The organism is Enterococcus sp. AZ196 (genome assembly GCF_050498845.1).
Classification (GTDB): domain Bacteria; phylum Bacillota; class Bacilli; order Lactobacillales; family Enterococcaceae; genus Enterococcus_A; species Enterococcus_A murrayae.
The window spans coordinates 531,005-553,158 of sequence record NZ_JBIPAM010000001.1 but is presented as its reverse complement, the minus strand read 5'-3'; the positions used below and the strand labels follow the sequence as shown (position 1 = coordinate 553,158).

Below are 22,154 nucleotides of genomic sequence, written 5' to 3'. Positions count from 1 at the left end.
TAAAAATCTTTAAATCGTGTCTCCGTTAAAAATTGAATTCTTAACAACCACGTAATCAACTTTTTGGAGGGCTTCTAAATCATTTCCCCCGGCGTAAGAAATTGATGACTGTAAATCTTGCTGCATCTCAACTAAAGTGTCTTTTAAAGAACCTTTATAAGGAATCCAGATTTTCTTTCCTTCAACATTTTTCTTTTCGCCTTTTTGAAACTCAGAGGCACTGCCGAAGTATTCCTTATACACAACACCATCTTCTACCATCGTTTCTCCTGGCGATTCCTCATGGCCTGCAAACAAAGACCCAATCATAACCATTGTTGCACCGAAACGAATCGATTTTGCAACATCACCATGCGTGCGGATTCCACCGTCGGCAATGATTGGTTTGCGTGCAGCTTTTGCACACCAGCTTAATGCAGCTAACTGCCAGCCGCCAGTTCCAAAACCAGTTTTGATTTTTGTAATACACACTTTTCCAGGTCCAATTCCAAGTTTTGTCGCATCTGCTCCGGCATTTTCTAATTCCCGTACTGCCTCGGGAGTACCAACATTTCCCGCAATGACAAACGTATCAGGCAAGTATTTTTTGATATGCTTAATCATATTAATAACTGGGTCTGAATGTCCATGGGCGATATCGATTGTAATAAAATCAGGCTTCAAATTTTCATCTGACAATCGTTTTACAAAATCATATTCATAACCTTTTACGCCGACACTGATCGATGTGAACAAACCTCGAGACTGCATTTTCTTTATGAAAGGAATTCGTTCTTCTTCATAAAAACGATGCATAATATAGAAGTAACCATTTTCCGCCAAAAACTCTGCAATATTTTCATCAATGATTGTTTGCATATTGGCTGGTACCACTGGCATCCTGAAACTAAATTTCCCTAATCGGACAGTCGTATCACACTCTGATCGACTGTTCACAATACATTTGTTCGGAATTAACTGAATATCTTCATAATCAAATACTTTCATAATGGCCTCCAATGAATAAGATAGCTATCTCATTTTAATATGATCATTTTTCAAAAAAGTAGAAGAATGACTTTATTCTTGTCACATATGCTGTCAGGTTGAACTAGGCCGACAATTTTTTCTTTGTACTGCTCAAACTAAGAAAAATGTGACTAATAAAAAACATAGGGCACTATCGCCCTATGTAATTTACAACATATTTACTTAAAAAGCAAGCTGATTTTGAATTTTGTGGTAAAAAACACGAACATTTTCTTTTTACACTAACGCGTTCCTTAATTTTTTCGCTTGAAGACTGACTAAAAAGATAACATCTTCCATTTCCTCTTCATTCGTCACCTTCATTTCAATCTGTTGAGTATTCTTTGAAACATCTTCAAATTTTTCCTTAAATTCAGTTGACATCACTTTGACCATTGGAGTCAAATAACTCATTCCAAAATCTGGAAAGGGCGTAACTACTGAAAAATAATTCTTATGAATCTTGATGCGGCAAAGCAATCCATCATATTGCTCAATAACTAGCTGCCATCCTATTTGCTTTTGGAAAATATATTTGATTTTAGGATCATAATGTCTCATGATTTGGGCCAATAAAATTTTTAAATACTGAGAATTCGGTAATCCAGACAAGATTGTCTGCAATTCGTGTTTCTCACCATCAGCTTTGGATCGTTTCCTTTCCATGGTCCTCGCCTCTTTCAATACACTTTGAAACGAAAAATAATTCTAACTAATGCAATTGCCTGTATGAGTTAAATTCCTTTTATTTTTCTTCGAATTCATATGTTTTTTTAACGCTATTTTCATATTTAGTTTACCACTTTTAATCAAAGCTGTCATTTTTAAAATCTCGCGTATTTTGAACAAAAAAAAACGACCTCAGAGTCGTTTTTTTTTGCTTATTTTATTGCTTTTGCACCAATATCTTTTCTGTAGAAGTATCCTTCAGTAGCAGCACCCTCTAAAGCTCGGTAAACTTTTGCTTGAGCATCTTCAATCGTATCAGCCTCGGCTTCAACTAAAAGCACTCTTCCACCTGATGCTACTGTCATTCCTTGATCATCCGCTACTCCAGCATAATAGACTGTTACTTGATCATCAAAAGATGGAATTGACATCCCTTTTTGATAATCATTAGGATAGCCTTCTGCAGCTAGAACAACACCAACTGCTGCTTGTTCACTCCAAATCAAATCAGGTTCATAACCATTCAACAGATCATCAACAATCTGTGCCAAATCACTTACCAATCGTGGTAAAACGACCTGTGTTTCTGGATCTCCGAAGCGAGCATTGAACTCAATAACTTTTGCCCCTGAATCAGTTGCAATCAAGCCAGCATATAAAATGCCTGTAAATGGTGTATCATTGTTCATCATACCCTTAGCAGCCCGTTTCAAGATATTTTCTACTGCCGCATCGACTATTTCTGTTGAAATCTGGGGAACTGGTGAATAAGCACCCATGCCGCCGGTATTTGGCCCTTGATCCTTGTCGTAAGCGCGCTTGTGATCTTGAGAAATTACCATTGGATACACTTTTTCATTTTTAACAAAAGCAAGAAGTGAGAATTCTTCACCAGCTAAAAATTCTTCTACAACAACTTTATCCCCACTTTCACCAAAGCGATGATCTGTCATCATTTCTTTCAAAGCATGCAGTGCCTCTTCTAAAGTCATAGCAACTGTCACACCTTTACCTGCAGCCAAGCCATCTGCTTTAATAACAATCGGTGCACCTTTTTCTTTTACATAATCGCAAGCCTTCTGATAATCAGTGAAAGCTTCATAGTCAGCTGTCGGGATGTCATTGTCTACCATGATTTTCTTAGCAAATTCTTTCGAGCCCTCAATCATAGCAGCTGCTTTGTTTGGTCCAAAAATCTTAAGTCCTGCAGCTTCAAAATCATCTACAATACCATTCAGCAAAGGAATCTCAGGACCAACAAATGTCCAATCGATTCCCCTCTCCTTAACAAAAGAAATTAAATCTATATGATTGTCTTCAGCGATATCCACTAGTTGGATTCCGTCGTTTTTCATCCCAGGATTTCCTTTGGCGCAAAAAACATCTGTCACTTGCGGACTAGTCAACATTTTCTTCGCGATCGCATGTTCACGTCCGCCGCTCCCAATAATTAATACCTTCATTGCGTCCTCCTCAAATTAGTGTCTGAAATGACGAATGCTCGTAAAGACCATTGCCACACCGTATTTATTCGCCATAGCAATTGAATCCTTATCTCTAATGCTTCCGCCTGGTTGAACGATCGCCTTAATACCGTGCTGAGCAGCATATTCCACACTGTCATCCATCGGGAAATATGCATCACTAGCTAAAACAGCTCCATCCATTCGACCTTTTGCTTCTTCTAAAGCGATTTTGACCGAACCAACACGATTCATCTGTCCTGCACCAACTCCCACAGTTTGATGTTCATTTGCTACAACAATTGCATTGGATTTTACGTGTTTTACTGCTTTCCAAGCAAATGCTAGAGCTTTTAGTTCGTCTGCTGACGGTTTCCGATCTGTTACAACTTCCCATTCTTCAGGTATTTCTTCAACGACATCTTGATCCTGAACTAGTAACCCCCCAAGTACAGAAACAACTTCTGGCTGATTACTTGCTTGGTCACTAAAATCTAAAGTCATCAAGCGTAAGTTTTTCTTATCAGATAACACATCAAACGCCTCTTTACTGAAGCTTGGTGCGATGATGATTTCTAAGAATAATTTATGCATTTCTTCCGCTGTTTCCAGATCAATTTCACGGTTCGCAACTAAAATCCCACCAAAAATCGATGTTGGATCTGCTTCATAGGCAAACTGGTAGGCTTCCGAAATCGTGCGTCCACTTCCAATCCCGCATGGATTCATATGCTTCAGTGCCACGACTGTTGGTTCAGTAAATTCACGAGCGATACGAATCGCTGCATCCGCATCCTTGATATTATTGTATGACAGTTCTTTTCCATGAAGTTGATGAGCACTCGCAATCGAATAAGACACAGGCAAAGCATTTTGGTAAAACGCTGCTGTTTGATGACTATTTTCACCGTAGCGCAAGGTCTGTTTCAAATCATAAGTTAATGTTAATTTTTCTGGTTCGACCTCACAAACGCTCTTTGTTAAATAATCCGCGATCAACGCGTCATATGCTGCTGTATGACGAAATACTTTTGCAGCTAAGCGTTTGCGTGTTTCCAAAGAGGTCGCTTGATTTTCCTTTACTTCTGCTAAAACAAGTGCGTAATCTTCAGGGTCTACTATTACAGTTACCGAGCTGAAGTTTTTAGCAGCAGAGCGCAGCATACTAGGTCCGCCGATATCAATATTCTCAATTGCATCTTCCTCAGTCACTTCTGGTTTGGAAATCGTTTCTTTGAAAGGATATAAATTCACACAGACGAAATCGATTGGCTGTATATTGTGTTCGTTCATCGCATCCATGTGGGCTGTTAAGTCACGTCGACCCAATAACCCACCATGAATTTTCGGGTGTAGAGTTTTAACTCGACCATCCATCATTTCAGGGAAACCTGTTACCTCATCGATACTTAATGTTGGAATGCCTGCTTCATCCAAGACTTTTTTAGTTCCGCCAGTAGAAATGATCTCGATTCCCACCTGAACTAACCCTTTAGTAAATTCTACAACTCCTGTTTTATCTGAAACACTGATTAATGCTCTTGTCATCCTGACACTCCTATCTCGTTCTTCACTATTTACTTCTTCAAAAATCGAAAAAATAAGTTTGATGCTCGCCGTGTGTATCATCCAATCGAACATAACTCTTCTAAATTTGCACTATCTATTGCTTTATTCAAGCTTTAATAAACTGTGAAAGAATGGTCTACATGCCTATTCTTGGCAATAGATTAATTCTCTAGTATTCTTTTCACTACAACAATCTATAAAGAGTAGTTGGTAAAGTTGGACAAAATAATATTTTTAGACTTCTGAATTAACTTCTCTTACGATTTCCGCAAGAACCTTTGGATAAAGCTCATGCTCCACCTGATGGATCTTGGTTTCCAAATCGCTTAGACTATCATCCTTTGACACCTGTACTCTGCCTTGTGCAATAATCGGACCAGTATCTACACCACTATCAACATAATGAATCGTAACACCTGTTTCCTCAACACCAGCTTCGTATGCATCCTTGATTCCATGCAACCCTGGGAAATTCGGCAGCAGTGCAGGATGAATATTGACAATACGATTAGGAAATGCCGCTAGCAAATCTTTCCCAATAATCCGCATATAGCCCGCTAAAACGACAAGTTCCACCTCATATTTTTTTAATAGGGATAGTAACGCAGTTTCATAATTTTTCTTGTTTGTAAATTCTTTCAACTCAAAACTTTCGCAGGTTATCTCAAATTTTTCTGCCCGTTTCAGTGCATAGGCATCACGATGATCTGAAAACAATAGTACTAATTCTGCATCGATCTTTTTGTCTTTAACCGCCTGAGCGATCACTTCAAAGTTTGACCCATTGCCTGAAGCTAAAACCGCAATCCTCATGCGTTTGCCCCATTGAAAACAATTGGCGATTCTTGCTTATCAATCACTTTTCCAATAATGTATGAGGCTTCATTCCGTTCGTTCAAATCAGCTTGCAAATCTGCCAATTTTTCTGGTGATACTGCTAAAACCATACCAATCCCCATATTGAAAATCTCATACATCTCCATTTCTGGAATTTCGCCATACTTAGCTAATGCATCAAAGATCGGTAAGATTGGCCACGTACCCAAGTCGATCTCACAAGCTAAACCTTCTGGCAGCATCCGTGGTAAATTTTCAACAAAACCTCCACCGGTCACATGAGCAATTCCATTAACTAGTTCCTTTTTAATCAATGGCATTAAAGCGTCGACATAAATCTTTGTTGGAGTCAAAATCTCATCACTAAGTTTTCCTGCTAACTCAGGTAACTGTTCATCATTCGAAAAATTATTTGTTTCGAAAAATATTTTACGAACTAGAGAATAACCGTTCGAATGGATTCCTGATGAAGGTAACCCAACCAGTACGTCACCAGCTTTGATTTTCTCTCCAGTGATTATCTGACTTTTTTCAGCGATCCCAACTGTAAAGCCAGCTAAATCATAGTCATCAACACCATACATACCGGGCATTTCCGCTGTCTCTCCACCGATCAGAGCAGCTCCTGCTTGGACACAGCCTTCAGCAACTCCTGCGACTACTTGCTCTAGACGCGCTGGTACATTTTTACCTGTTGCAATATAGTCTAAAAAGTAAAGCGGTTCTGCTCCTTGCGCTACAATGTCATTTACACACATTGCGACACAATCGATTCCAATCGTATCGTGCTTATCCGCTTGGATCGCAACCATTAATTTGGTTCCTACGCCGTCAGTTCCAGAAACCAAAACAGGCTCTTTCAATTGAAATTGACTCAGATCAAAACAGCCGCCAAATCCCCCGATTGCTCCCATAACACCCAAACGTTCGGTTCTTTTCACATGTTTTTTAATGCGTTCAACTACTTCATAACCGGCCTCTACATCGACGCCAGCTTTGGAATATGCATTTCCCACTCGATTCGTTCCTCATTCCTATTGATTTATTAAGTCTCATGCTATACATTATTCTGTTAAAACACAGCTTGTGCTATTATTCTACCTTCTAATAAAATGAAGTTTTTTCTTTTAGTGTTGCCTGATAATGCGCCTCGTAATCATACAGCGGTGTTGGATAATCGCCATTAAAATAAGCCATGCACAATCCTGAATACGGTGCATCAAAGTCTAATCCAATTGCATTGATCAATCCATCTTCACTCAAAAAGGACAACGAATCTGCTCCAATCATCTCACGAATCTCTTCGATTGAATGGTTAGCTGCAATCAATTCTTTACGCGTTTGAATGTCGATACCATAAAAACATGGATAACGCAAAGGAGGTGAAGCTATCCGGACATGAACTTCTTTTGCTCCAGCTTCTTTTAATAGATTTACGATTCGGCGGCTTGTTGTCCCCCGCACGATTGAATCATCTACCATAATGACACGTTTTCCTTCAACTACTCCACGAACTGCAGAAAGCTTCATACGTACACCTTGTTCGCGTAGTTCTTGCGTCGGTTGAATAAAGGTTCTCGCAACATATTGGTTTTTTACTAATCCCATTTCATAGGGGATACCAGATTCCTCGGCATAACCACTAGCGGCTGAAAGCGAAGAATTAGGAACACCCACGACCATGTCTGCTTCAATTGACGCTTCTTGTGATAAAATACGCCCCATATTTTTACGCGCACTATGCACATTTACTCCTGCGATATTAGAATCTGGCCGTGCAAAATAGATATATTCCATTGAACAAATCGCATGCTGTGTCTCTTCAGTAAAATGCTCGACCTTTAATCTTTCATCATTGATAGTAATGATTTCCCCAGGATTTACATCTTGAATAAATTTTGCGCCAACAACCTCTAGCGCACACGTCTCTGAAGCTACTACATAAGCACCATTGACCATTTGACCAATTGATAATGGCCGGAACCCATTCGGATCAAGAGCCGCTACCATTGATTCTTCTGTCAGCATAAGATAAGCAAATCCACCTTTGACAGTGTTCAACGCTTCTTTCATTCGATCACATAGCGTTTCTTTTTGGCTGCGACGAATCAGATGCATCAAAATCTCTGTATCAGAGTTGGAATGGAAAATAGCTCCATCAATCTCTAGCTCTCTACGTAAACTTTTAGCGTTCGTCAAATTTCCGTTATGTGCTAAAGCAAAATCGCCATCGTAAAAATTGAACAAAAAAGGCTGGATGTTATCAACGCTGCTGGTTCCAGCTGTAGCATAACGAACGTGACCAATCGCTGCTTGACCGGTCAATTGATTTAATTGTCGTTCGTTCTTGAAGACCTCCGATAATAAACCTAAGCCTCGAGTACTGAACAATTTTCCGCCGTCATTACTGACGATCCCAGCTCCTTCTTGCCCCCGATGTTGCAAGCTATGCAAGCCAAAATAAGTGACGCGAGCAGCATCCGGGTGTCCCCAGATGCCAAATACGCCACATTCTTCATTTAAACTTTTTACTTCATTAGACATGGAATGGCTTCCTCCCATAATTCTTCTGCCTTTTTAGTTGCAACTATAATCTCACCGCCAGTAGCAGTTAATTTAATTTCTCCAGTGTTCGTCGTTTTCCCGATTCTCACTACTTTTTCGCCAGCTAAAGCTTCGAAAGCAGCTTGATTTTCAGGTGTAATAGATAGTACAAAACGAGATTGTGTCTCAGCAAATAGATTTTCAATCGGCATCTCTATATTAATCTCAACGCCTAGTTGATTATTGAATGCTGATTCTGCAATAGCGACAGCTAGTCCACCTTCTGCGCAGTCGTGAGCACTGGTCACTAACCCTGCCTTAATTGCTGAAAGAACCAAATCTTGATTCTCCTTTTCAACGGTTAAATCGAAATTCATCAGTTTTCCTTCAATCAAACCTTTTTGCATTTTTTGAATCTCAGAACCATTGAAGTCAGCATGCGTTTTTCCGACTACATAAATTAAATCACCAGCTTGCTTGAACTCTTGTGTCGTAATATGAGTCAAGTCTTCGATCAGACCCACCATCCCGATCATTGGTGTTGGGTAGATCGCTTTACCATTTGTTTCGTTATACATTGAAACATTTCCAGAAATAACTGGTGTATTTAGCGTACGACAGGCCTCAGAAATACCATCTGCTGAAGTCCACAATTCCCAGAATCCCTCTGGTTTTTCAGGCGAACCATAATTTAAACAATCCGTGATCGCTAAAGGCTGGCCTCCTGATGCAACAATGTTTCGTGCTGCTTCTGCCACTGCGATTTGTCCGCCGATCTCTGGATTCAAATAGAGATAACGAGCATTACAGTCAGTTGTCATTGCCAATGCCTTATTCGTTCCACGAACACGCATCACCGCTGCATCACTTCCCGGTCGGACGACAGTGTTTGTACGAACTTGTGAATCATAGGTTTCGTAAATCATTCTTTTTGAAGCGATTGTTGGTTGTTGCAATAATGCTAGTAAGGTCTCAGATGCATCCTTTATTTCAGGCGTAAAATCTGACATAGCCGCAAATTCTTGGATACGGGCTGGTTCCTTCTTCTCATTTTCATATACTGGAGCATCTTCAGCGAGTGCATCAACTGGTAAATTCGCTACCTCTTCTCCATGATGGTACAAACGATACATACCATCGTCCGTAACTTCACCGATAGTCACCGCATCTAATTCATAGCGTTTGAACAACTCAACTACTTCGGCTTCATGCCCTTGTTCAACACAAATCAACATACGCTCTTGTGATTCTGATAACATCATTTCATAAGGAGTCATGTTCGTTTCACGTTGAGGAACATCATCCAAATATAGCTTCAAACCAGATCCAGCTTTAGAAGCCATCTCCGAACTAGACGAAACCAAGCCAGCTGCTCCCATATCTTGAATACCCACCAAAATATCAGAATGATCCAGAATCAATTCAAGACAAGCTTCTAACAATAATTTTTCCATGAATGGGTCGCCCACTTGAACGGCAGAACGCTGTTGTTCTTCTCCTTCAACGAACTCTTCAGAAGCAAAGGTCGCACCATGAATCCCGTCACGACCAGTTTTTGCACCAACATACATAATGGAGTTTCCAACACCCTTAGCCTGACCCTTTTGAATGTCCTTGTGGTCCATCAAGCCGACACACATAGCATTGACTAAAGGATTTCCTTCATAACACGGGTCAAATGCTACTTCACCACCAACTGTCGGGATCCCGATACAATTTCCGTAACCGCTGATTCCCGCTACGATTTCTTCTAATAAATACTTAGTTCTGGGAGTATTCAACTCGCCAAAACGTAAAGAGTCTAAAACAGCAATCGGGCGTGCTCCCATACTAAAAATATCGCGAATGATTCCGCCAACTCCTGTAGCCGCTCCTTCATAAGGTTCTACAGCTGAAGGGTGATTATGACTTTCTGCCTTGAAAACGACTGCTTGGCCATCACCGATATCAACGATTCCAGCGCCTTCACCAGGACCTTGTAAAACTTGTGGCCCATCCGTTGGGAATTTGCGTAATACTGGTTTTGAATTTTTGTATGAACAATGTTCACTCCACATTACTGAGAAAAGTCCTGTTTCTGTATAATTTGGCAGGCGACCAAGAATGTCTTCTGAAATCAAACGATATTCTTCATCGGTCAAACCCCATCCAGCGTAAACACGCTGATCTTTGATTTCTTGAGCCGTTGGTTCTACTTTCATCATTAGTTTGCAGTCACCTTTCCAAAATTATTTAAGATAGAAGCGAAAAACTTTTTGCCATCATCAGACCCTAACAATTTTTCCATTGCTCGTTCCGGATGAGGCATCATTCCTAAAACATTTCCTGCTTTATTTGTAATACCCGCAATGCCTTCCACGCTGCCGTTAATATTTTCACCTTCATAAGTAAAAACGATCTGATTATTAGCTTTTAAATCAGCTAGTGTTTCATCATCACAATAATAATTTCCTTCACCGTGAGCGACAGGAATTTGAATTACCTCATTCAACGTATATTCAGAAGTAAATTTTGTTTGATTATTCACAACTTTTAGCGGTGTGATTTTACTGATAAATTTTAATGACTCATTCCGACGTAATGCCCCCGGTAATAATCCGGCTTCCGTCAAAATCTGAAATCCATTACATGTGCCAAAAACTGGCTTCCCCTCTTCAGCAAAACGAATGACTTCGGACATGATATTGGCAAAGCGCGCAATTGCTCCACAACGTAAATAATCACCATAAGAAAATCCGCCAGGCAGTAACACCCCGTCAAAACCATCTAGACTGTCTGCGTCGTATCGAACATATTCACAATCAGCTCCCATGATTTCTTTCATCGCCCAGTACATATCTAAATCACAATTTGAGCCAGGAAACACAATGACCGCAAATTTCATGTTAAACTTCCTCCGATGTTAAAATTTCGTAACGATAGGTTTCCATATTGACGTTGGCTAATAATTTGTCACAAACCTCTTCAATCATTTCCTCAACTGGACGATCGCTATTAGCCACCTTAATTTCAAAATATTTTCCGATGCGAACATTCTCGATTTCATCATAGCCTAAACGGTGAACAGCACCTTTCACTGCTTCTCCTTGCGGGTCCAATACAGAATCCTTATACGTTACATAAACTTTTACAAAATACATGCTTATTCTCCTCGCTTTTCTAATCTATTTAAAACTTCTTGATACACCGGAATAATGTCGCCCAGATCACGACGGTAAATATCTTTATCTAAATGCTCATTGGTTTTTTTGTCCCATAAACGGCAAGTATCTGGCGAAACTTCGTCTGCCAATAAAATCGTACCGTCCTTTTGACGGCCAAATTCCAACTTAAAATCAACTAGTCTGATATCAATTGAATCAAACAATTCGATCAACGCATCATCTACTTCCAAGGCCATTTGACGTAATTGAGTAATTTCATCTGTCGTTGCAAGCTCTAATGTTCGGATATGATCATCAACAACCATTGGATCATCCAGTTCATCCTTCTTATAATAAAACTCAACAATGGGTGTTTTCAAAGGGGTCCCTTCTGGAATGGCTAAACGTTTTGAAAAACTGCCTGCAGCGATATTTCGCACCACTACCTCTAAAGGAATAATATCGACTGTTTGGATCAGCTGTTCATTTGTGGAAAGCTGTTTGATAAAATGATTGCTAATTCCTTTACTTTCTAAGAAATCAAAAATCAATCCTGTGATTTGATTGTTAAGTTCGCCTTTACCGCTAATTTGATCTTTCTTTGCACCATTTAGAGCAGTCGCTTGATTCAAATATTCCACCCAAATAACTTCTGGATCATCTGTCTGGAATAATTGTTTTGCTTTCCCCTCATACAATAAAGTTCCTTTTTCCACGTCATAACGCTCCTTTTTAATGAACATTCTAAAAAATACTTCAAAAATCGTTCGTTTTTCAAATTCACCTTCAGTGTAACAACAGAAAAAAAATATTTCAACATTTTATCGGATATTATAATGAAAGACTCTCTCTAATGTTCGTGTTTATTGTAATTGTCATTTGTATTAAAATCTACGCCGCTAAAGACAGCGTTTACATTTTATAGAAATGGTGCTATATTTAATTCGAACGAAATATATGGGGGAATTGATTATGTTAGAAGCATCGGCAGCAGCTCAAAATTTTCTAAATTCAATGAATGAAACCGATAGACAACGTTTACTAAATGCCTTATTAGGATTAGATACAACCCACAATCTTAACCGCGACACAAGTTTTTACTCCTATCGTAATTTAAAAAAACTGCTACATCCGAAACAGTCTCAGGCAATGCAATCATTGCGTTTTTCTAATACGGCTCAAGATGATCTAATTATTCGTCAGCTGAAAGAGCATTCTTTTCTGAAAAATTCTTATCGAATCGAAATTCTGTTAAATTCACAGAGCTACGATTATCGATTGATTAATTGCTTACTGGAGCAGCTTACTGAAAGTTGTTTCGTGGATGTTTATTCTTACGCATAAGAAAAAACCTCTTGCCTTCTGGCAAGAGGTTTTTCTATTTGATACCAACACGTTCAAAAACGTTATCAACATTTTTCAAATGATAGTTATAGTCAAATGCGTCATCCAAGTCAGCTGATGACAAAACGCTAGTGATTCTTTCGTCTTCTTCAAGCAAAGGTCGAAATTGTGTTTGGTTATCCCAAGCATAAGCTGTTTTAGGCTGTACCAAATCATAGGCTTCTTCGCGAGTCATACCTTTATTGATCAACTTTAACATTACACGTTGACTGTATATCAACCCAAAGGTCGCTTGCATATTGCGCTTCATATTTTCTGGGAAGACTGTCAAATTCTTAACAATGTTGCTGAAACGATGCAGCATATAATCCACTAAAATTGTAGTATCGGGGGTAATGATCCGTTCAGCGGATGAATGAGAAATATCACGTTCATGCCACAAAGCTACATCTTCAAAAGCGGTAATCAAGTGACCGCGTACCACACGAGCTAATCCCGTCATATTCTCGGAACCAATTGGATTGCGTTTGTGAGGCATTGCAGAGGATCCTTTTTGACCTTTAGCGAAATATTCCTCAACTTCACGAGTTTCTGATTTTTGCAACCCTCGAATTTCTGTAGCAAAACGTTCGACCGAAGTTGCAATCAAAGCCAGACTTGAAAAATATTCTGCATGTAGATCTCTAGGCAACACTTGTGTAGAAACTTCTTGCGGACGAATCCCCAGTTTTTCACAAACGTATTCTTCAACAAAAGGAGGGATGTTAGCAAATGTGCCAACTGCTCCTGAGATTTTGCCTGCTTCTACTCCTTTAGCAGCATGTTCAAAACGTTGAATATTCCGTTTCATCTCTGAATACCAAGTGGCCAGTTTCAAACCAAACGTTGTCGGCTCTGCATGAACACCATGAGTTCGTCCCATCATCACTGTATTTTTATGTTCTTTGGCCTTTTCACCGATAATCACTAGAAAATCTTGCAAGTCTTGACGCAAAATATCATTCGCTTGTTTATACAAGTAGCCATAGGCAGTATCTACCACATCGGTACTAGTCAGTCCATAATGGACCCATTTTCTTTCTTCTCCTAAAGTTTCAGAAACAGCTCTGGTGAAGGCCACCACGTCATGTTTCGTTGATTGTTCGATCTCTAAAATACGATCCATATCAAATCCAGCGTTCGCACGAATCTTTTCCACGTCAGCTTTAGGAATCTCACCTAATTCTGCCCAAGCTTCATCTGCTAAGATTTCAACTTCTAACCATGCTTTATAACGATTTTCATCGCTCCAAATATTGCCCATTTCAGCTCTTGTATATCGAGGTATCATCGTATTCTCCTTTAATATAGAAATTTTGAAAAAGAAAAATTTCTTTTATATATCAGTACAATTTTTTCGCCATTCAACAGGAAAAGCGAGCTTGACATTTTTCGCTAATCCCAAGTTTCGGTTTTCTTGACGTCGTCTAACGTTCGTTGGATGCTTTCTGTCAAAATAGTCACGTGGCCCATCTTTCGACCCTTTTTTGGCATTGCTTTTCCGTAATAGTGGAAATGCCAGTCTGGCCATAAATCAATCAATTCGTACGTCTTCAAAAGATTTTCACCTAAGACATTGATCATTACAGCATTTGACAATAATTTGGGCTCACTCAACGGCCACCCGCAAATTCCGCGAATATGCGCATCAAATTGACTCATATTACAAGCTTCAATCGTATAATGTCCTGAGTTGTGCGGACGTGGAGCAATTTCATTCACATACAATGCACCTGCTTTTGTTAAGAAAAATTCTACACAAAGTGTTCCAACTAAATCGACTCCTTGAGCGATTACCTTCGCGATACGAGCTGCTTCTTTTGCTACTGCAGCATCGATTCCTGCTGGAGCAATTGTCTCATGAAGGATATTATTGCGATGAATGTTTTCCACTACTGGAAATGTTACGTAATCTCCAATATTATTGCCGGCCACTTGAACAGACAATTCTTTTTCAAAAGGAATCCACGCCTCTAAAACACACGTTCCTTGACGCAGTAAATTCATAGAAGGCGCTAAATCCGCTGTGCTTTTCAAGACATATTGTCCATGACCATCGTACCCTCCACGGGTTGTTTTCAATACACATGGATAGCCGATACCTTCGATTGCATCTTGAATATCCGTTGGGCTGATAATCGTCGCGTAAGGAGCGATTACGATATTGTTGTTTTCTAAAAAAGATTTTTCCATCAATCGATCTTGACTGATGGCCAACAAGTCGGTGCCTTGAGGTATGTTCGCGATATGCTGGATATGGTTGATCGTATCAACATCAACATTTTCAAACTCATAAGTAATTACTTGTGATCTGCGGGCCATTTCTTCCAAAGCCATTTGATCATCGTAATCAGCCACAATGTGCCAATCCGAAACTTGCGCAGCTGGACAATCTTCTGTCGGATCGATCACTCCCGTACGAAAACCCATTTCCTTAGCGCTGATAGCCATCATACGGCCCAATTGTCCTCCGCCTACGATACCAATCGTAGAGCCTGGTTTTAACGATTTAACCAAGTTGCTCACTACTTTCCAATACAGATTGTGTCATTTGCTGGCGCTTTTCTTCTAAGCGTTCAGCTACTTTTTTATCATACATGGAAAGCATCTGTGCCGCAAGTAATCCTGCGTTAGTTGCACCAGCTTTTCCGATTGCTGTGGTAGCCACTGGAACTCCTCCGGGCATTTGTACAATAGATAATAAAGAATCCAGTCCATTCAATGCCTTGGATTGAACAGGAACTCCAATTACTGGCAGAGTAGTTTTTGCTGCTACCATTCCTGGCAAGTGTGCTGCACCGCCAGCTCCTGCAATAATGACTTTGATTCCTCTTCCGCGAGCCTTTTCAGCAAAGTCGAACATTAGGTCTGGTGTTCGATGGGCCGAAACGACTCGTTTTTCATAAGCAACACCCAATTCATCAAGACTTTGACATGCATGTTTCATTGTTTCCCAATCGGAAGTACTCCCCATGATAATTGCTACTTCTGGATTCATAAAATGCTCCCTTCTTCTATAAAAGACTTAATTTTTTTAATCAAGCCAATCGTTAATCTGTATACCCTTAATCAAACTTATTTTAGCAAGCCGACTCTGCTAAGTCAAAGCATAATTCGAATATTAACAGATAATTCTAACTTAACGTTCGTGTTTATTGCAATGAAAAAAGCGCGGCTAACCAAGCCGCACTTCCTTTTTTATTTTAGTTCTTTTTTATATCCATGAAACAAAAGATTCAGGATAATAGCTGACAAACTGCTCATTACAATACCATTTCCAGTAAACATCTGAAGTGTTTCTGGCAACTTGGCAAACAGCGTTGGCATTGCGTTAAAACCAAGGCCAAAGCCGATTGAAATTGCAATAATCAACAGATTTTTTTCATCATTAAAATCAACTTTTGACAACATCTTCATTCCTTGCACAGCCACCATGCCGAACATTACCAGCATGCCTCCGCCCAAAACAGGTTCAGGAATAATTTGAGCCAAGGCACCTACTTTTGGAAATAGCCCTAGAATAATCAAAAAAATTGCTGAAAAATAGATTGGTCGACGCGTTTTTATTCCCGATAATTGTACAAGACCCACGTTTTGTGAAAAGCCGGTATATGGAAACGTGTTAAATATCCCACCCAAAATCACAGCTAAACCTTCTGCACGATAGCCTCGCTTCAAATCGTCTTCTTTTACTTTCTTACCCACAATATCGCCTAATGCAAAATAAACACCAGTCGATTCTACCATGCTCACGATAGAAATAATGATCATTAACAAAATAGAGAATGGTTCAAATTTGGGTGTTCCGAAATAAAACGGTTGAGGGACATGGAACAACGGCGCGTGTCCAATCGCAGCTAAGTCAACTTTTCCTAAAATAGCTGCAAGAACAGTTCCGCCAACTAATCCAACCAAAACTGCGATTGAGCGAACAAACCCTCGGCCAAATACTTGAACGGCTAAGATTAAAAAGATTGTTACAAAAGCTAATAATAAATTCGTAGTATCTCCAAAGGTTTTAGCAGCTGCATCGCCTCCACCCATTTTTGTGGTAGCAACTGGAATCAGTGTCAATCCAATTGTAGTGATTACTGTCCCCGTAACAATCGGCGGAAATAATTTTTCTACCTTAGAAAAGAAGCCTGAAATTAAAACAACAAATATTCCTGCGGCAATAATTGATCCATACACAGTTCCAACCCCTTGAGTTTGTCCAATCAAGATCAGAGGAGCCACTGCTTGAATGGCGCAACCCAAAACAACCGGCAAGCCAATTCCGAAGAATTTATTGACTGTCAATTGCAAGAGTGTTGCAATACCGCACATAAAAATATCGATGGAAATCAAATACGTCATTTGGGTCTCGTTGAATCCCAAGCCTGTTCCAATCAATAATGGTACTGCTACTGCGCCTGCATACATTGCTAAAAGATGCTGCAAACCTAATACTGCTGATTTTCCATTTCCTGTCTCACTTGTCACTCTATGCGTCCTCCTCGATAAATGTCACTTTACCGTCATGTAAGGAAGAGATTCTTGCTAGGGAAACGACTGGAATGTCCATGTCTTCAATCAGCTGACGTCCATCTTGGAAAGATTTTTCAATTAAGATTCCAATCCCGGCAACATTAGCACCAGCTTGTTGACATAGTTCAATCAATCCCTTTGCGGCTTGACCGTTTGCTAAAAAGTCATCGACTAATAAGACATTATCTTCTGCAGAAAGGAATTTACGAGAAATAGAAATAGTACTTGTCACCTGTTTAGTAAAGGAATAGACAGAAGCCGTCAATAATTCTTCATCCATTGTAAGACTTTTGGACTTACGAGCAAAGATCATAGGCACCTTTAAAGCTTGCGCTGCGTAAACTGCAGGTGCGATTCCTGAAGCTTCGATAGTCACTACTTTAGTAATATTTTTGTCGGCAAACACTTCTGCTAGACGCTTACCCATAATGTCCATCAGATCAGGATCTACTTGGTGTGTGATAAATTCATCAACTTTTAGTACACCTTCACCTAAAACACGGCCATTATCCTTGATACGATCTGTCAATTCTTTCATTATACTCTTCTCCTTTTTATTTCTTGTCGTTTTTTGATTAATACAAAAAACGCACCTTATCTGCAAAGCAAAAAAGATACGTAACCGTACGATTTTTACTTATAGTCCTGCGTTTACGGCACAAGGTAGAAACTGTCATCCATATTATGACGATATATAAGTTTACTTCCAATGAAAATTTTCATTAGAGTTTATGAAATATGAAGCCTATTATATCAGATAGAAATTGTCTGTAAACTAGAATTATTCCAAATGAGAAGAATTATAGCTGAATTAAATGATTGTCTCACTTTCAGTGAACCTTTGCTTACTATATAGACAAGACTTCCTTTTTCACAAATTTCATGATTCAAAAAATTTGGCAATTACTTGCCTATTTGAGATGATTGTATATATTACTACGTGAAGATAAGGAGGTTCTTGTCGTTGATTGAATTCTTTTCTATTTCAAATGAAGGTGTACAAAACAGGAATCATAGCGGAATTTGGGTATCCGTTTCCAATCCTACTGCGGATGAAAAGGAGCAGTTGCATCAATCCTATGAATTGCCTGAAAATTTCTTTTCTTTAGGGGAAAAATACTCCAATGTTTCTTTTTTTAAGAGATATCAAATAGAAAATGAAAAAACGCTTTGTCTAATGCTCTTTATCAATATCCAATCTATTGATGAGCCAGAATCATTATCGTCAGCCGTCACCGTTTTTCTAACAGAAGATGTGTTAATCACTGTCAGTAAAGGACAGTTGATGGATGAAGTCTTAGACAATTACAAATCTGAAATTTTTACTAAAGCAGGCTTGATTCTGCACACTTTGCAAATCATTAACGAGCATTATCTAATTTTTTTGAAAAAGCAGCGTAAAACGATTGAAGAAATCAGTCAGGTGACATCAACTGGCTCAAACAAGTCTATTTTAGAGAAAACCACAAATACTGAAAAAAATTTAGTGTACATCGATAATCTTTTAAAAGAACAGCGCAAAACGATTACGCAGCTTCTAGATTCTAGCCTAGTCGCATCTGACCGTGATTTGGCTATCGAGATCGAACTGCAAACCAAACAGGCTACAACATCTGTTCAGATTTATCGTGAAATGCTAAGCTCCATCAGTGGATTAATTGACAGTATGATGGACAATCGTTTGAATCAGCTGATGAAATTTCTCAATACAGCCTCACTTTTGCTTGCATTGCCAACTTTGATTTTCAGCCTTTGGGGGATCAATACGGGTGGATTATTATGGCGTGACTCTGAGATTGGTTCGATTATGGTTGTTCTATTGGCTTTAATCGTCTCTATAGTTAGCGGTGTTTATCTATTCAAAAAGGATTACGACGCCTAACGTTTATTGAACATTCAGCTCTCGAGCTACAATCAAATAAGAATGCTCACTCAAAAAAGAAATTACATTAATCGAAAGAAACAATGAAATGGGATAAATAAAAATTGAACGCTCATATACTATCGTGATTGATGGTAATACGAGCGTTCGCTTTCTTTTTATTAAGTATTTTTCAAAAAGACTTTCGAATCATTATTTTTTTGTCAATCTATTTTAATTCATTTGCAACTGAAAAATGACCAATGACATCAGTAATACGATTTAAGTCAACATTTCCGCCAGATACAACAGCGACGACTTTTTTACCATTAACATATTGGTTCACTTTACCTGAAAGAATCGCTGCCGTCGCTAAAGCGCCAGCTCCCTCAACCACGATTTTTGTCCGTTGAATCAGATCCTTCATGGCAAGCTCGATTTCTTGTTCAGAGACAGTTACCATGTCGTCTACCAAATTTTCTACAACTTCGAAAGTAAGATTTCCAGGAAATTCTACCGCACAACCATCTGCAATCGTCGCAGCTTTTTTATAGCCCACTTTATGTCCAGCGCGAAATGATGCTGTCATTCCATGGATGTTATCTGCTTGAACACCAATAATATTGATATTTGGATTGAATGTCTTCATTGCCACGGCGATTCCAGCGATCAATCCACCGCCGCCAACGGGTACGATAACAGTATCGACATCCCAGATTGAATCTAAGATTTCCAAACCAATCGTTCCTTGCCCGGCCATTACAAATTCGTCATCGTATGGAGGAATATAGGTCACGCCAGTTTCTTCAACGATCTTCTCACAATAAGCTTTTGCGTCATCAAACCCAGCTCCATGCAGAATTACTTTTGAACCATAACCTTCAGTTGCTTCTACTTTAGCCTTTGGCGCAGTTTCCGGCATTACGATCGTACTTTGAATTCCTAATAATTTTGATGTTAACGCCACTCCCTGAGCATGGTTGCCGGCTGAAACAGCGATGACGCCTTTATCTTTTTCTGCTTGAGTTAAATGGGCGATTTTGTTAAAGGCTCCTCGAAATTTGAATGAACCTGTTAATTGCATATTCTCCAATTTCAAAAATACTTGTCCACCCGTTTTAGCAGTTAGAAACATCGATTGAATCAATGGAGTTACACGACCATATTGTTTGACAACATTTTTAGCTTCATGGATATCTTCAATGGATACAGGTAACTTTGTCATTGTATCGGTCATTAGAGAACATCTCCTATTTCAGTAAATTCAACATCGATTGAATCTGCTAATGCTTTAGAAACGACCTTTCCATTATAAACGCTTAAACCAGATAATAATGACTTGTCAGATCTCAACGCATCCTCTAGTCCTTTTACACTGACGTCTTTAAGAAATGAAATATTTCCTTTTGCCAACGCAATCGTCGCTGTTCTTGGTGTAGCTCCCGGCATATTAGGAACAGCATAATGAATGACATCATGTTTGATAAATACAGGATCTGCATGATTGGTTGGTTTATCAATCGTTTCAACTGTCCCACCTTGGTCGATGGCAATGTCAACAATCACAGATCCAGGCTTCATTGATTCAACCATGTATTCCTTGACCAATTTCGGTGGTTTAGCCCCCGGAATTAAAACGGTGGAAATGAAAACATCTGCTTCTTTGATTTTTTTCTCTAAGTTTTCAGTATTTGAAATAAGCACATCAACGTTATGCTCTTTGTAGCGATCCTGAAGTTGTTTGATTCGATTTTCATTTACTTCAAGAATGATTACGTGACAGCCAATACCAACTGCCATATCTGCTGCATTTTCAGCTGCATTTCCGCCCCCTAAGATAACGACTGTCCCGGCTTCGACACCAGCGATTCCTGGAAGTAAGATTCCTTCGCCGCCATGTTGTTTTTCTAAATAATACTGACCCAAGTTTACTGCACGGCGTCCAGCGATAGCACTCATTGGTTTTAATAGTTCTAAGACACCATTGATGGAAATATTTTCACCTGACAAAGCTGTTACGCCGACTTCCATCATTTTTTCCACACACGCTTTATTCGCTGCCAAATGTAAAAAGCCCCAAATAATTTGTCCTTTTTTGAAATAGTGATATTCGCTTTCCATTGGTTCTTTCACTTTCACGATCAGATCGGCAGTCCATGCAGTATCTGTATCAACAATTTTACCGCCTGCTTCTATATATTGATCATTAGTAAAACCAGAACCAGCCCCAGCATTGTTATCAACTAGTACTTCATTTCCTGCCTCTACTAAGATTTTAACATTTTCAGGTGTCATGCCTACACGTGCCTCACCTTGTTTTGGATCTTTAATTACGCCAATTTTCACAGTAAATCACTCCTATAAAATTATTATCAAAGTTCTTTAACTTCGGAACAAGTTTAATATATCACAATGCTTTTTATAAGCAACGAACACGCTCTAAGTGTTATTGATATCTCATTTATCTTGATAGTCTCTTCATTTAATTGAAAAAAAATATCTGATAACACTGTCATAACAGCATTATCAGATAAGAGTATTTTCATTTTATATTTTTTGCTTCTCTTAAAAAAGTTCTTTTAATAAAAAAATGAGCAAACGCTGCCACAAAATTATGTGATCATTCTCATTAATAAAAATATACTTTTTGTTATGTTAAATGAAAAAGGCCGAGGAATTATTCCTCAGCCTTTTTTTGACAATCAGGACACAAGCCATACACCTCTAAGCGATGCTTATTAATCTGATAACCTGTCAATTTGCTTGATGCCATTTCAACATCTTCCAGTCCGGGATAGAAAAAGTCAACGATTTTTCCACACTCCGTACAAATTGCATGATAATGCTGCTGATTCGTGAAATCGAATCGACTTGCCGCATCGCCATAGTTCATTTCTTGCACGATACCAATCTCAACGAATTTCCTCAAATTGTTGTACACGGTAGCCACACTCATATTTGGGAAGCGGCTTTCTAGTGAACGAAAAATTTCATCAGCTGTTGGATGATTACGGTACTGGATCAAATACTCTAAAATGGCATAACGTTGTGGCGTAATTCGGACTCCACCGGCCTTCAATTCTTTGACCGCTCGATCGACTGCCTCATTTACCATATAAGCCCCTCCTAATTGGATTCTATATTAAAATG

Annotated in this window: 21 protein-coding genes and 1 riboswitch; of the genes, 2 read left to right on the top strand and 19 right to left on the bottom strand. The window is 39.2% G+C overall.

What is annotated here, in order from left to right; all coding sequences use genetic code 11:
* Positions 1-9 precede the first annotated feature (9 nt).
* The 11 genes from guaC to purC form a co-directional block, all read right to left on the bottom strand.
* A complete protein-coding gene (gene guaC, locus IGI67_RS02645) occupies positions 10-987 on the bottom strand; it encodes a GMP reductase (RefSeq protein WP_429956658.1) in 978 nt (325 codons plus the stop codon).
* Between the two features lie 258 nt (positions 988-1,245).
* A complete protein-coding gene (locus IGI67_RS02640; protein WP_429956657.1) occupies positions 1,246-1,674 on the bottom strand; it encodes a DUF3788 family protein in 429 nt (142 codons plus the stop codon).
* A 215-nt stretch (positions 1,675-1,889) separates the two neighbouring features.
* On the bottom strand, positions 1,890-3,140 hold the full coding sequence (gene purD / locus IGI67_RS02635; RefSeq protein WP_429956656.1) for a phosphoribosylamine--glycine ligase: 1,251 nt from the start codon (positions 3,138-3,140) through the stop codon (positions 1,890-1,892).
* Between the two features lie 15 nt (positions 3,141-3,155).
* Positions 3,156-4,688 (bottom strand): bifunctional phosphoribosylaminoimidazolecarboxamide formyltransferase/IMP cyclohydrolase, encoded by a 1,533-nt coding sequence (gene purH / locus IGI67_RS02630; RefSeq protein ID WP_429956655.1) that lies wholly within the window; start codon positions 4,686-4,688, stop codon positions 3,156-3,158.
* A 255-nt stretch (positions 4,689-4,943) separates the two neighbouring features.
* Positions 4,944-5,522: a phosphoribosylglycinamide formyltransferase gene (gene purN / locus IGI67_RS02625; protein ID WP_429956654.1), complete on the bottom strand. Its 579-nt coding sequence runs from the start codon at positions 5,520-5,522 to the stop codon at positions 4,944-4,946.
* Positions 5,519-6,562 (bottom strand): phosphoribosylformylglycinamidine cyclo-ligase, encoded by a 1,044-nt coding sequence (gene purM, locus IGI67_RS02620; protein WP_429956653.1) that lies wholly within the window; start codon positions 6,560-6,562, stop codon positions 5,519-5,521. Before purM ends, purN begins: the two co-directional genes overlap by 4 nt.
* Positions 6,563-6,650: 88 nt before the next feature.
* Positions 6,651-8,090 carry an amidophosphoribosyltransferase gene (gene purF / locus IGI67_RS02615; RefSeq protein ID WP_429956652.1) on the bottom strand — a complete coding sequence of 480 codons (1,440 nt, stop codon included), beginning with the start codon at positions 8,088-8,090 and terminating at the stop codon, positions 6,651-6,653.
* On the bottom strand, positions 8,075-10,294 hold the full coding sequence (gene purL, locus IGI67_RS02610; protein ID WP_429956651.1) for a phosphoribosylformylglycinamidine synthase subunit PurL: 2,220 nt from the start codon (positions 10,292-10,294) through the stop codon (positions 8,075-8,077). The genes purF and purL overlap by 16 nt, the downstream gene beginning before the upstream one ends.
* The gene (gene purQ / locus IGI67_RS02605) at positions 10,294-10,974 is read right to left on the bottom strand and encodes a phosphoribosylformylglycinamidine synthase subunit PurQ (protein WP_429956650.1); all 681 of its coding nucleotides are present in this window, start codon (positions 10,972-10,974) and stop codon (positions 10,294-10,296) included. Before purQ ends, purL begins: the two co-directional genes overlap by 1 nt.
* A 1-nt stretch (position 10,975) precedes the next feature.
* Positions 10,976-11,230 (bottom strand): phosphoribosylformylglycinamidine synthase subunit PurS, encoded by a 255-nt coding sequence (gene purS / locus IGI67_RS02600; RefSeq protein ID WP_429956649.1) that lies wholly within the window; start codon positions 11,228-11,230, stop codon positions 10,976-10,978.
* A 2-nt stretch (positions 11,231-11,232) separates the two neighbouring features.
* Entirely contained in the window at positions 11,233-11,949 is a 717-nt protein-coding gene (gene purC, locus IGI67_RS02595; RefSeq protein WP_429956648.1) for a phosphoribosylaminoimidazolesuccinocarboxamide synthase, read from the bottom strand.
* A gap of 256 nt (positions 11,950-12,205) precedes the next feature.
* Here purC and IGI67_RS02590 point away from each other — a divergent pair, with 256 nt between their 5' ends.
* Positions 12,206-12,577, top strand: coding sequence for a hypothetical protein (locus tag IGI67_RS02590; protein ID WP_429956647.1), 372 nt, complete (start codon positions 12,206-12,208; stop codon positions 12,575-12,577).
* Between the two features lie 34 nt (positions 12,578-12,611).
* On the opposite strand, the gene purB is transcribed toward IGI67_RS02590, so the two are convergent.
* The 5 genes from purB to IGI67_RS02565 all read right to left on the bottom strand — a co-directional run bounded on the left by purB (position 12,612) and on the right by IGI67_RS02565 (position 17,681).
* Complete coding sequence (gene purB / locus IGI67_RS02585) at positions 12,612-13,907, bottom strand: adenylosuccinate lyase (protein WP_429956646.1); 1,296 nt, start codon at positions 13,905-13,907, stop codon at positions 12,612-12,614.
* Positions 13,908-14,011: 104 nt separating this feature from the next.
* A complete protein-coding gene (purK, locus tag IGI67_RS02580) occupies positions 14,012-15,133 on the bottom strand; it encodes a 5-(carboxyamino)imidazole ribonucleotide synthase (protein ID WP_207109252.1) in 1,122 nt (373 codons plus the stop codon).
* On the bottom strand, positions 15,126-15,614 hold the full coding sequence (purE, locus tag IGI67_RS02575; protein WP_207109251.1) for a 5-(carboxyamino)imidazole ribonucleotide mutase: 489 nt from the start codon (positions 15,612-15,614) through the stop codon (positions 15,126-15,128). The genes purK and purE overlap by 8 nt, the downstream gene beginning before the upstream one ends.
* Positions 15,615-15,814: 200 nt before the next feature.
* Entirely contained in the window at positions 15,815-17,098 is a 1,284-nt protein-coding gene (locus IGI67_RS02570) for a solute carrier family 23 protein (RefSeq protein ID WP_207109250.1), read from the bottom strand.
* A 1-nt stretch (position 17,099) separates the two neighbouring features.
* Complete coding sequence (locus IGI67_RS02565; protein ID WP_207109249.1) at positions 17,100-17,681, bottom strand: xanthine phosphoribosyltransferase; 582 nt, start codon at positions 17,679-17,681, stop codon at positions 17,100-17,102.
* An 82-nt stretch (positions 17,682-17,763) separates the two neighbouring features.
* Positions 17,764-17,861, bottom strand: a riboswitch (purine riboswitch).
* Positions 17,862-18,107: 246 nt separating this feature from the next.
* Between IGI67_RS02565 and IGI67_RS02560 the strand changes: the two genes are divergently transcribed.
* Positions 18,108-19,025: a magnesium transporter CorA family protein gene (locus IGI67_RS02560; protein WP_207109248.1), complete on the top strand. Its 918-nt coding sequence runs from the start codon at positions 18,108-18,110 to the stop codon at positions 19,023-19,025.
* A 208-nt stretch (positions 19,026-19,233) separates the two neighbouring features.
* Here the strand turns inward: IGI67_RS02560 and tdcB are convergent, their stop codons facing one another.
* From tdcB to IGI67_RS02545, 3 genes are all read right to left on the bottom strand, one after another.
* Complete coding sequence (tdcB, locus tag IGI67_RS02555) at positions 19,234-20,241, bottom strand: bifunctional threonine ammonia-lyase/L-serine ammonia-lyase TdcB (protein ID WP_429956645.1); 1,008 nt, start codon at positions 20,239-20,241, stop codon at positions 19,234-19,236.
* Positions 20,241-21,350 carry an alanine dehydrogenase gene (gene ald, locus IGI67_RS02550; RefSeq protein ID WP_429956644.1) on the bottom strand — a complete coding sequence of 370 codons (1,110 nt, stop codon included), beginning with the start codon at positions 21,348-21,350 and terminating at the stop codon, positions 20,241-20,243. The genes tdcB and ald overlap by 1 nt, the downstream gene beginning before the upstream one ends.
* Before the next feature lie 331 nt (positions 21,351-21,681).
* The gene (locus IGI67_RS02545; protein WP_207109245.1) at positions 21,682-22,119 is read right to left on the bottom strand and encodes a Fur family transcriptional regulator; all 438 of its coding nucleotides are present in this window, start codon (positions 22,117-22,119) and stop codon (positions 21,682-21,684) included.
* Positions 22,120-22,154: the final 35 nt, after the last annotated feature.

What these genes read in the sequence shown, in the direction of transcription:
- IGI67_RS02545 (WP_207109245.1), bottom strand. Translation starts at nt 22,119, where the DNA reads ATGGTAAATGAGGCAGTCGATCGAGCGGTCAAAGAATTGAAGGCCGGT.
- purE (WP_207109251.1), bottom strand. Translation starts at nt 15,614, where the DNA reads ATGAATCCAGAAGTAGCAATTATCATGGGGAGTACTTCCGATTGGGAA.
- IGI67_RS02640 (WP_429956657.1), bottom strand. Translation starts at nt 1,674, where the DNA reads ATGGAAAGGAAACGATCCAAAGCTGATGGTGAGAAACACGAATTGCAG.
- purS (WP_429956649.1), bottom strand. Translation starts at nt 11,230, where the DNA reads ATGTATTTTGTAAAAGTTTATGTAACGTATAAGGATTCTGTATTGGAC.
- purB (WP_429956646.1), bottom strand. Translation starts at nt 13,907, where the DNA reads ATGATACCTCGATATACAAGAGCTGAAATGGGCAATATTTGGAGCGAT.
- guaC (WP_429956658.1), bottom strand. Translation starts at nt 987, where the DNA reads ATGAAAGTATTTGATTATGAAGATATTCAGTTAATTCCGAACAAATGT.
- purL (WP_429956651.1), bottom strand. Translation starts at nt 10,294, where the DNA reads ATGATGAAAGTAGAACCAACGGCTCAAGAAATCAAAGATCAGCGTGTT.
- purH (WP_429956655.1), bottom strand. Translation starts at nt 4,688, where the DNA reads ATGACAAGAGCATTAATCAGTGTTTCAGATAAAACAGGAGTTGTAGAA.
- IGI67_RS02565 (WP_207109249.1), bottom strand. Translation starts at nt 17,681, where the DNA reads ATGAAAGAATTGACAGATCGTATCAAGGATAATGGCCGTGTTTTAGGT.
- tdcB (WP_429956645.1), bottom strand. Translation starts at nt 20,241, where the DNA reads ATGACCGATACAATGACAAAGTTACCTGTATCCATTGAAGATATCCAT.
- purQ (WP_429956650.1), bottom strand. Translation starts at nt 10,974, where the DNA reads ATGAAATTTGCGGTCATTGTGTTTCCTGGCTCAAATTGTGATTTAGAT.
- purF (WP_429956652.1), bottom strand. Translation starts at nt 8,090, where the DNA reads ATGTCTAATGAAGTAAAAAGTTTAAATGAAGAATGTGGCGTATTTGGC.
- purD (WP_429956656.1), bottom strand. Translation starts at nt 3,140, where the DNA reads ATGAAGGTATTAATTATTGGGAGCGGCGGACGTGAACATGCGATCGCG.
- purN (WP_429956654.1), bottom strand. Translation starts at nt 5,522, where the DNA reads ATGAGGATTGCGGTTTTAGCTTCAGGCAATGGGTCAAACTTTGAAGTG.
- IGI67_RS02590 (WP_429956647.1), top strand. Translation starts at nt 12,206, where the DNA reads ATGTTAGAAGCATCGGCAGCAGCTCAAAATTTTCTAAATTCAATGAAT.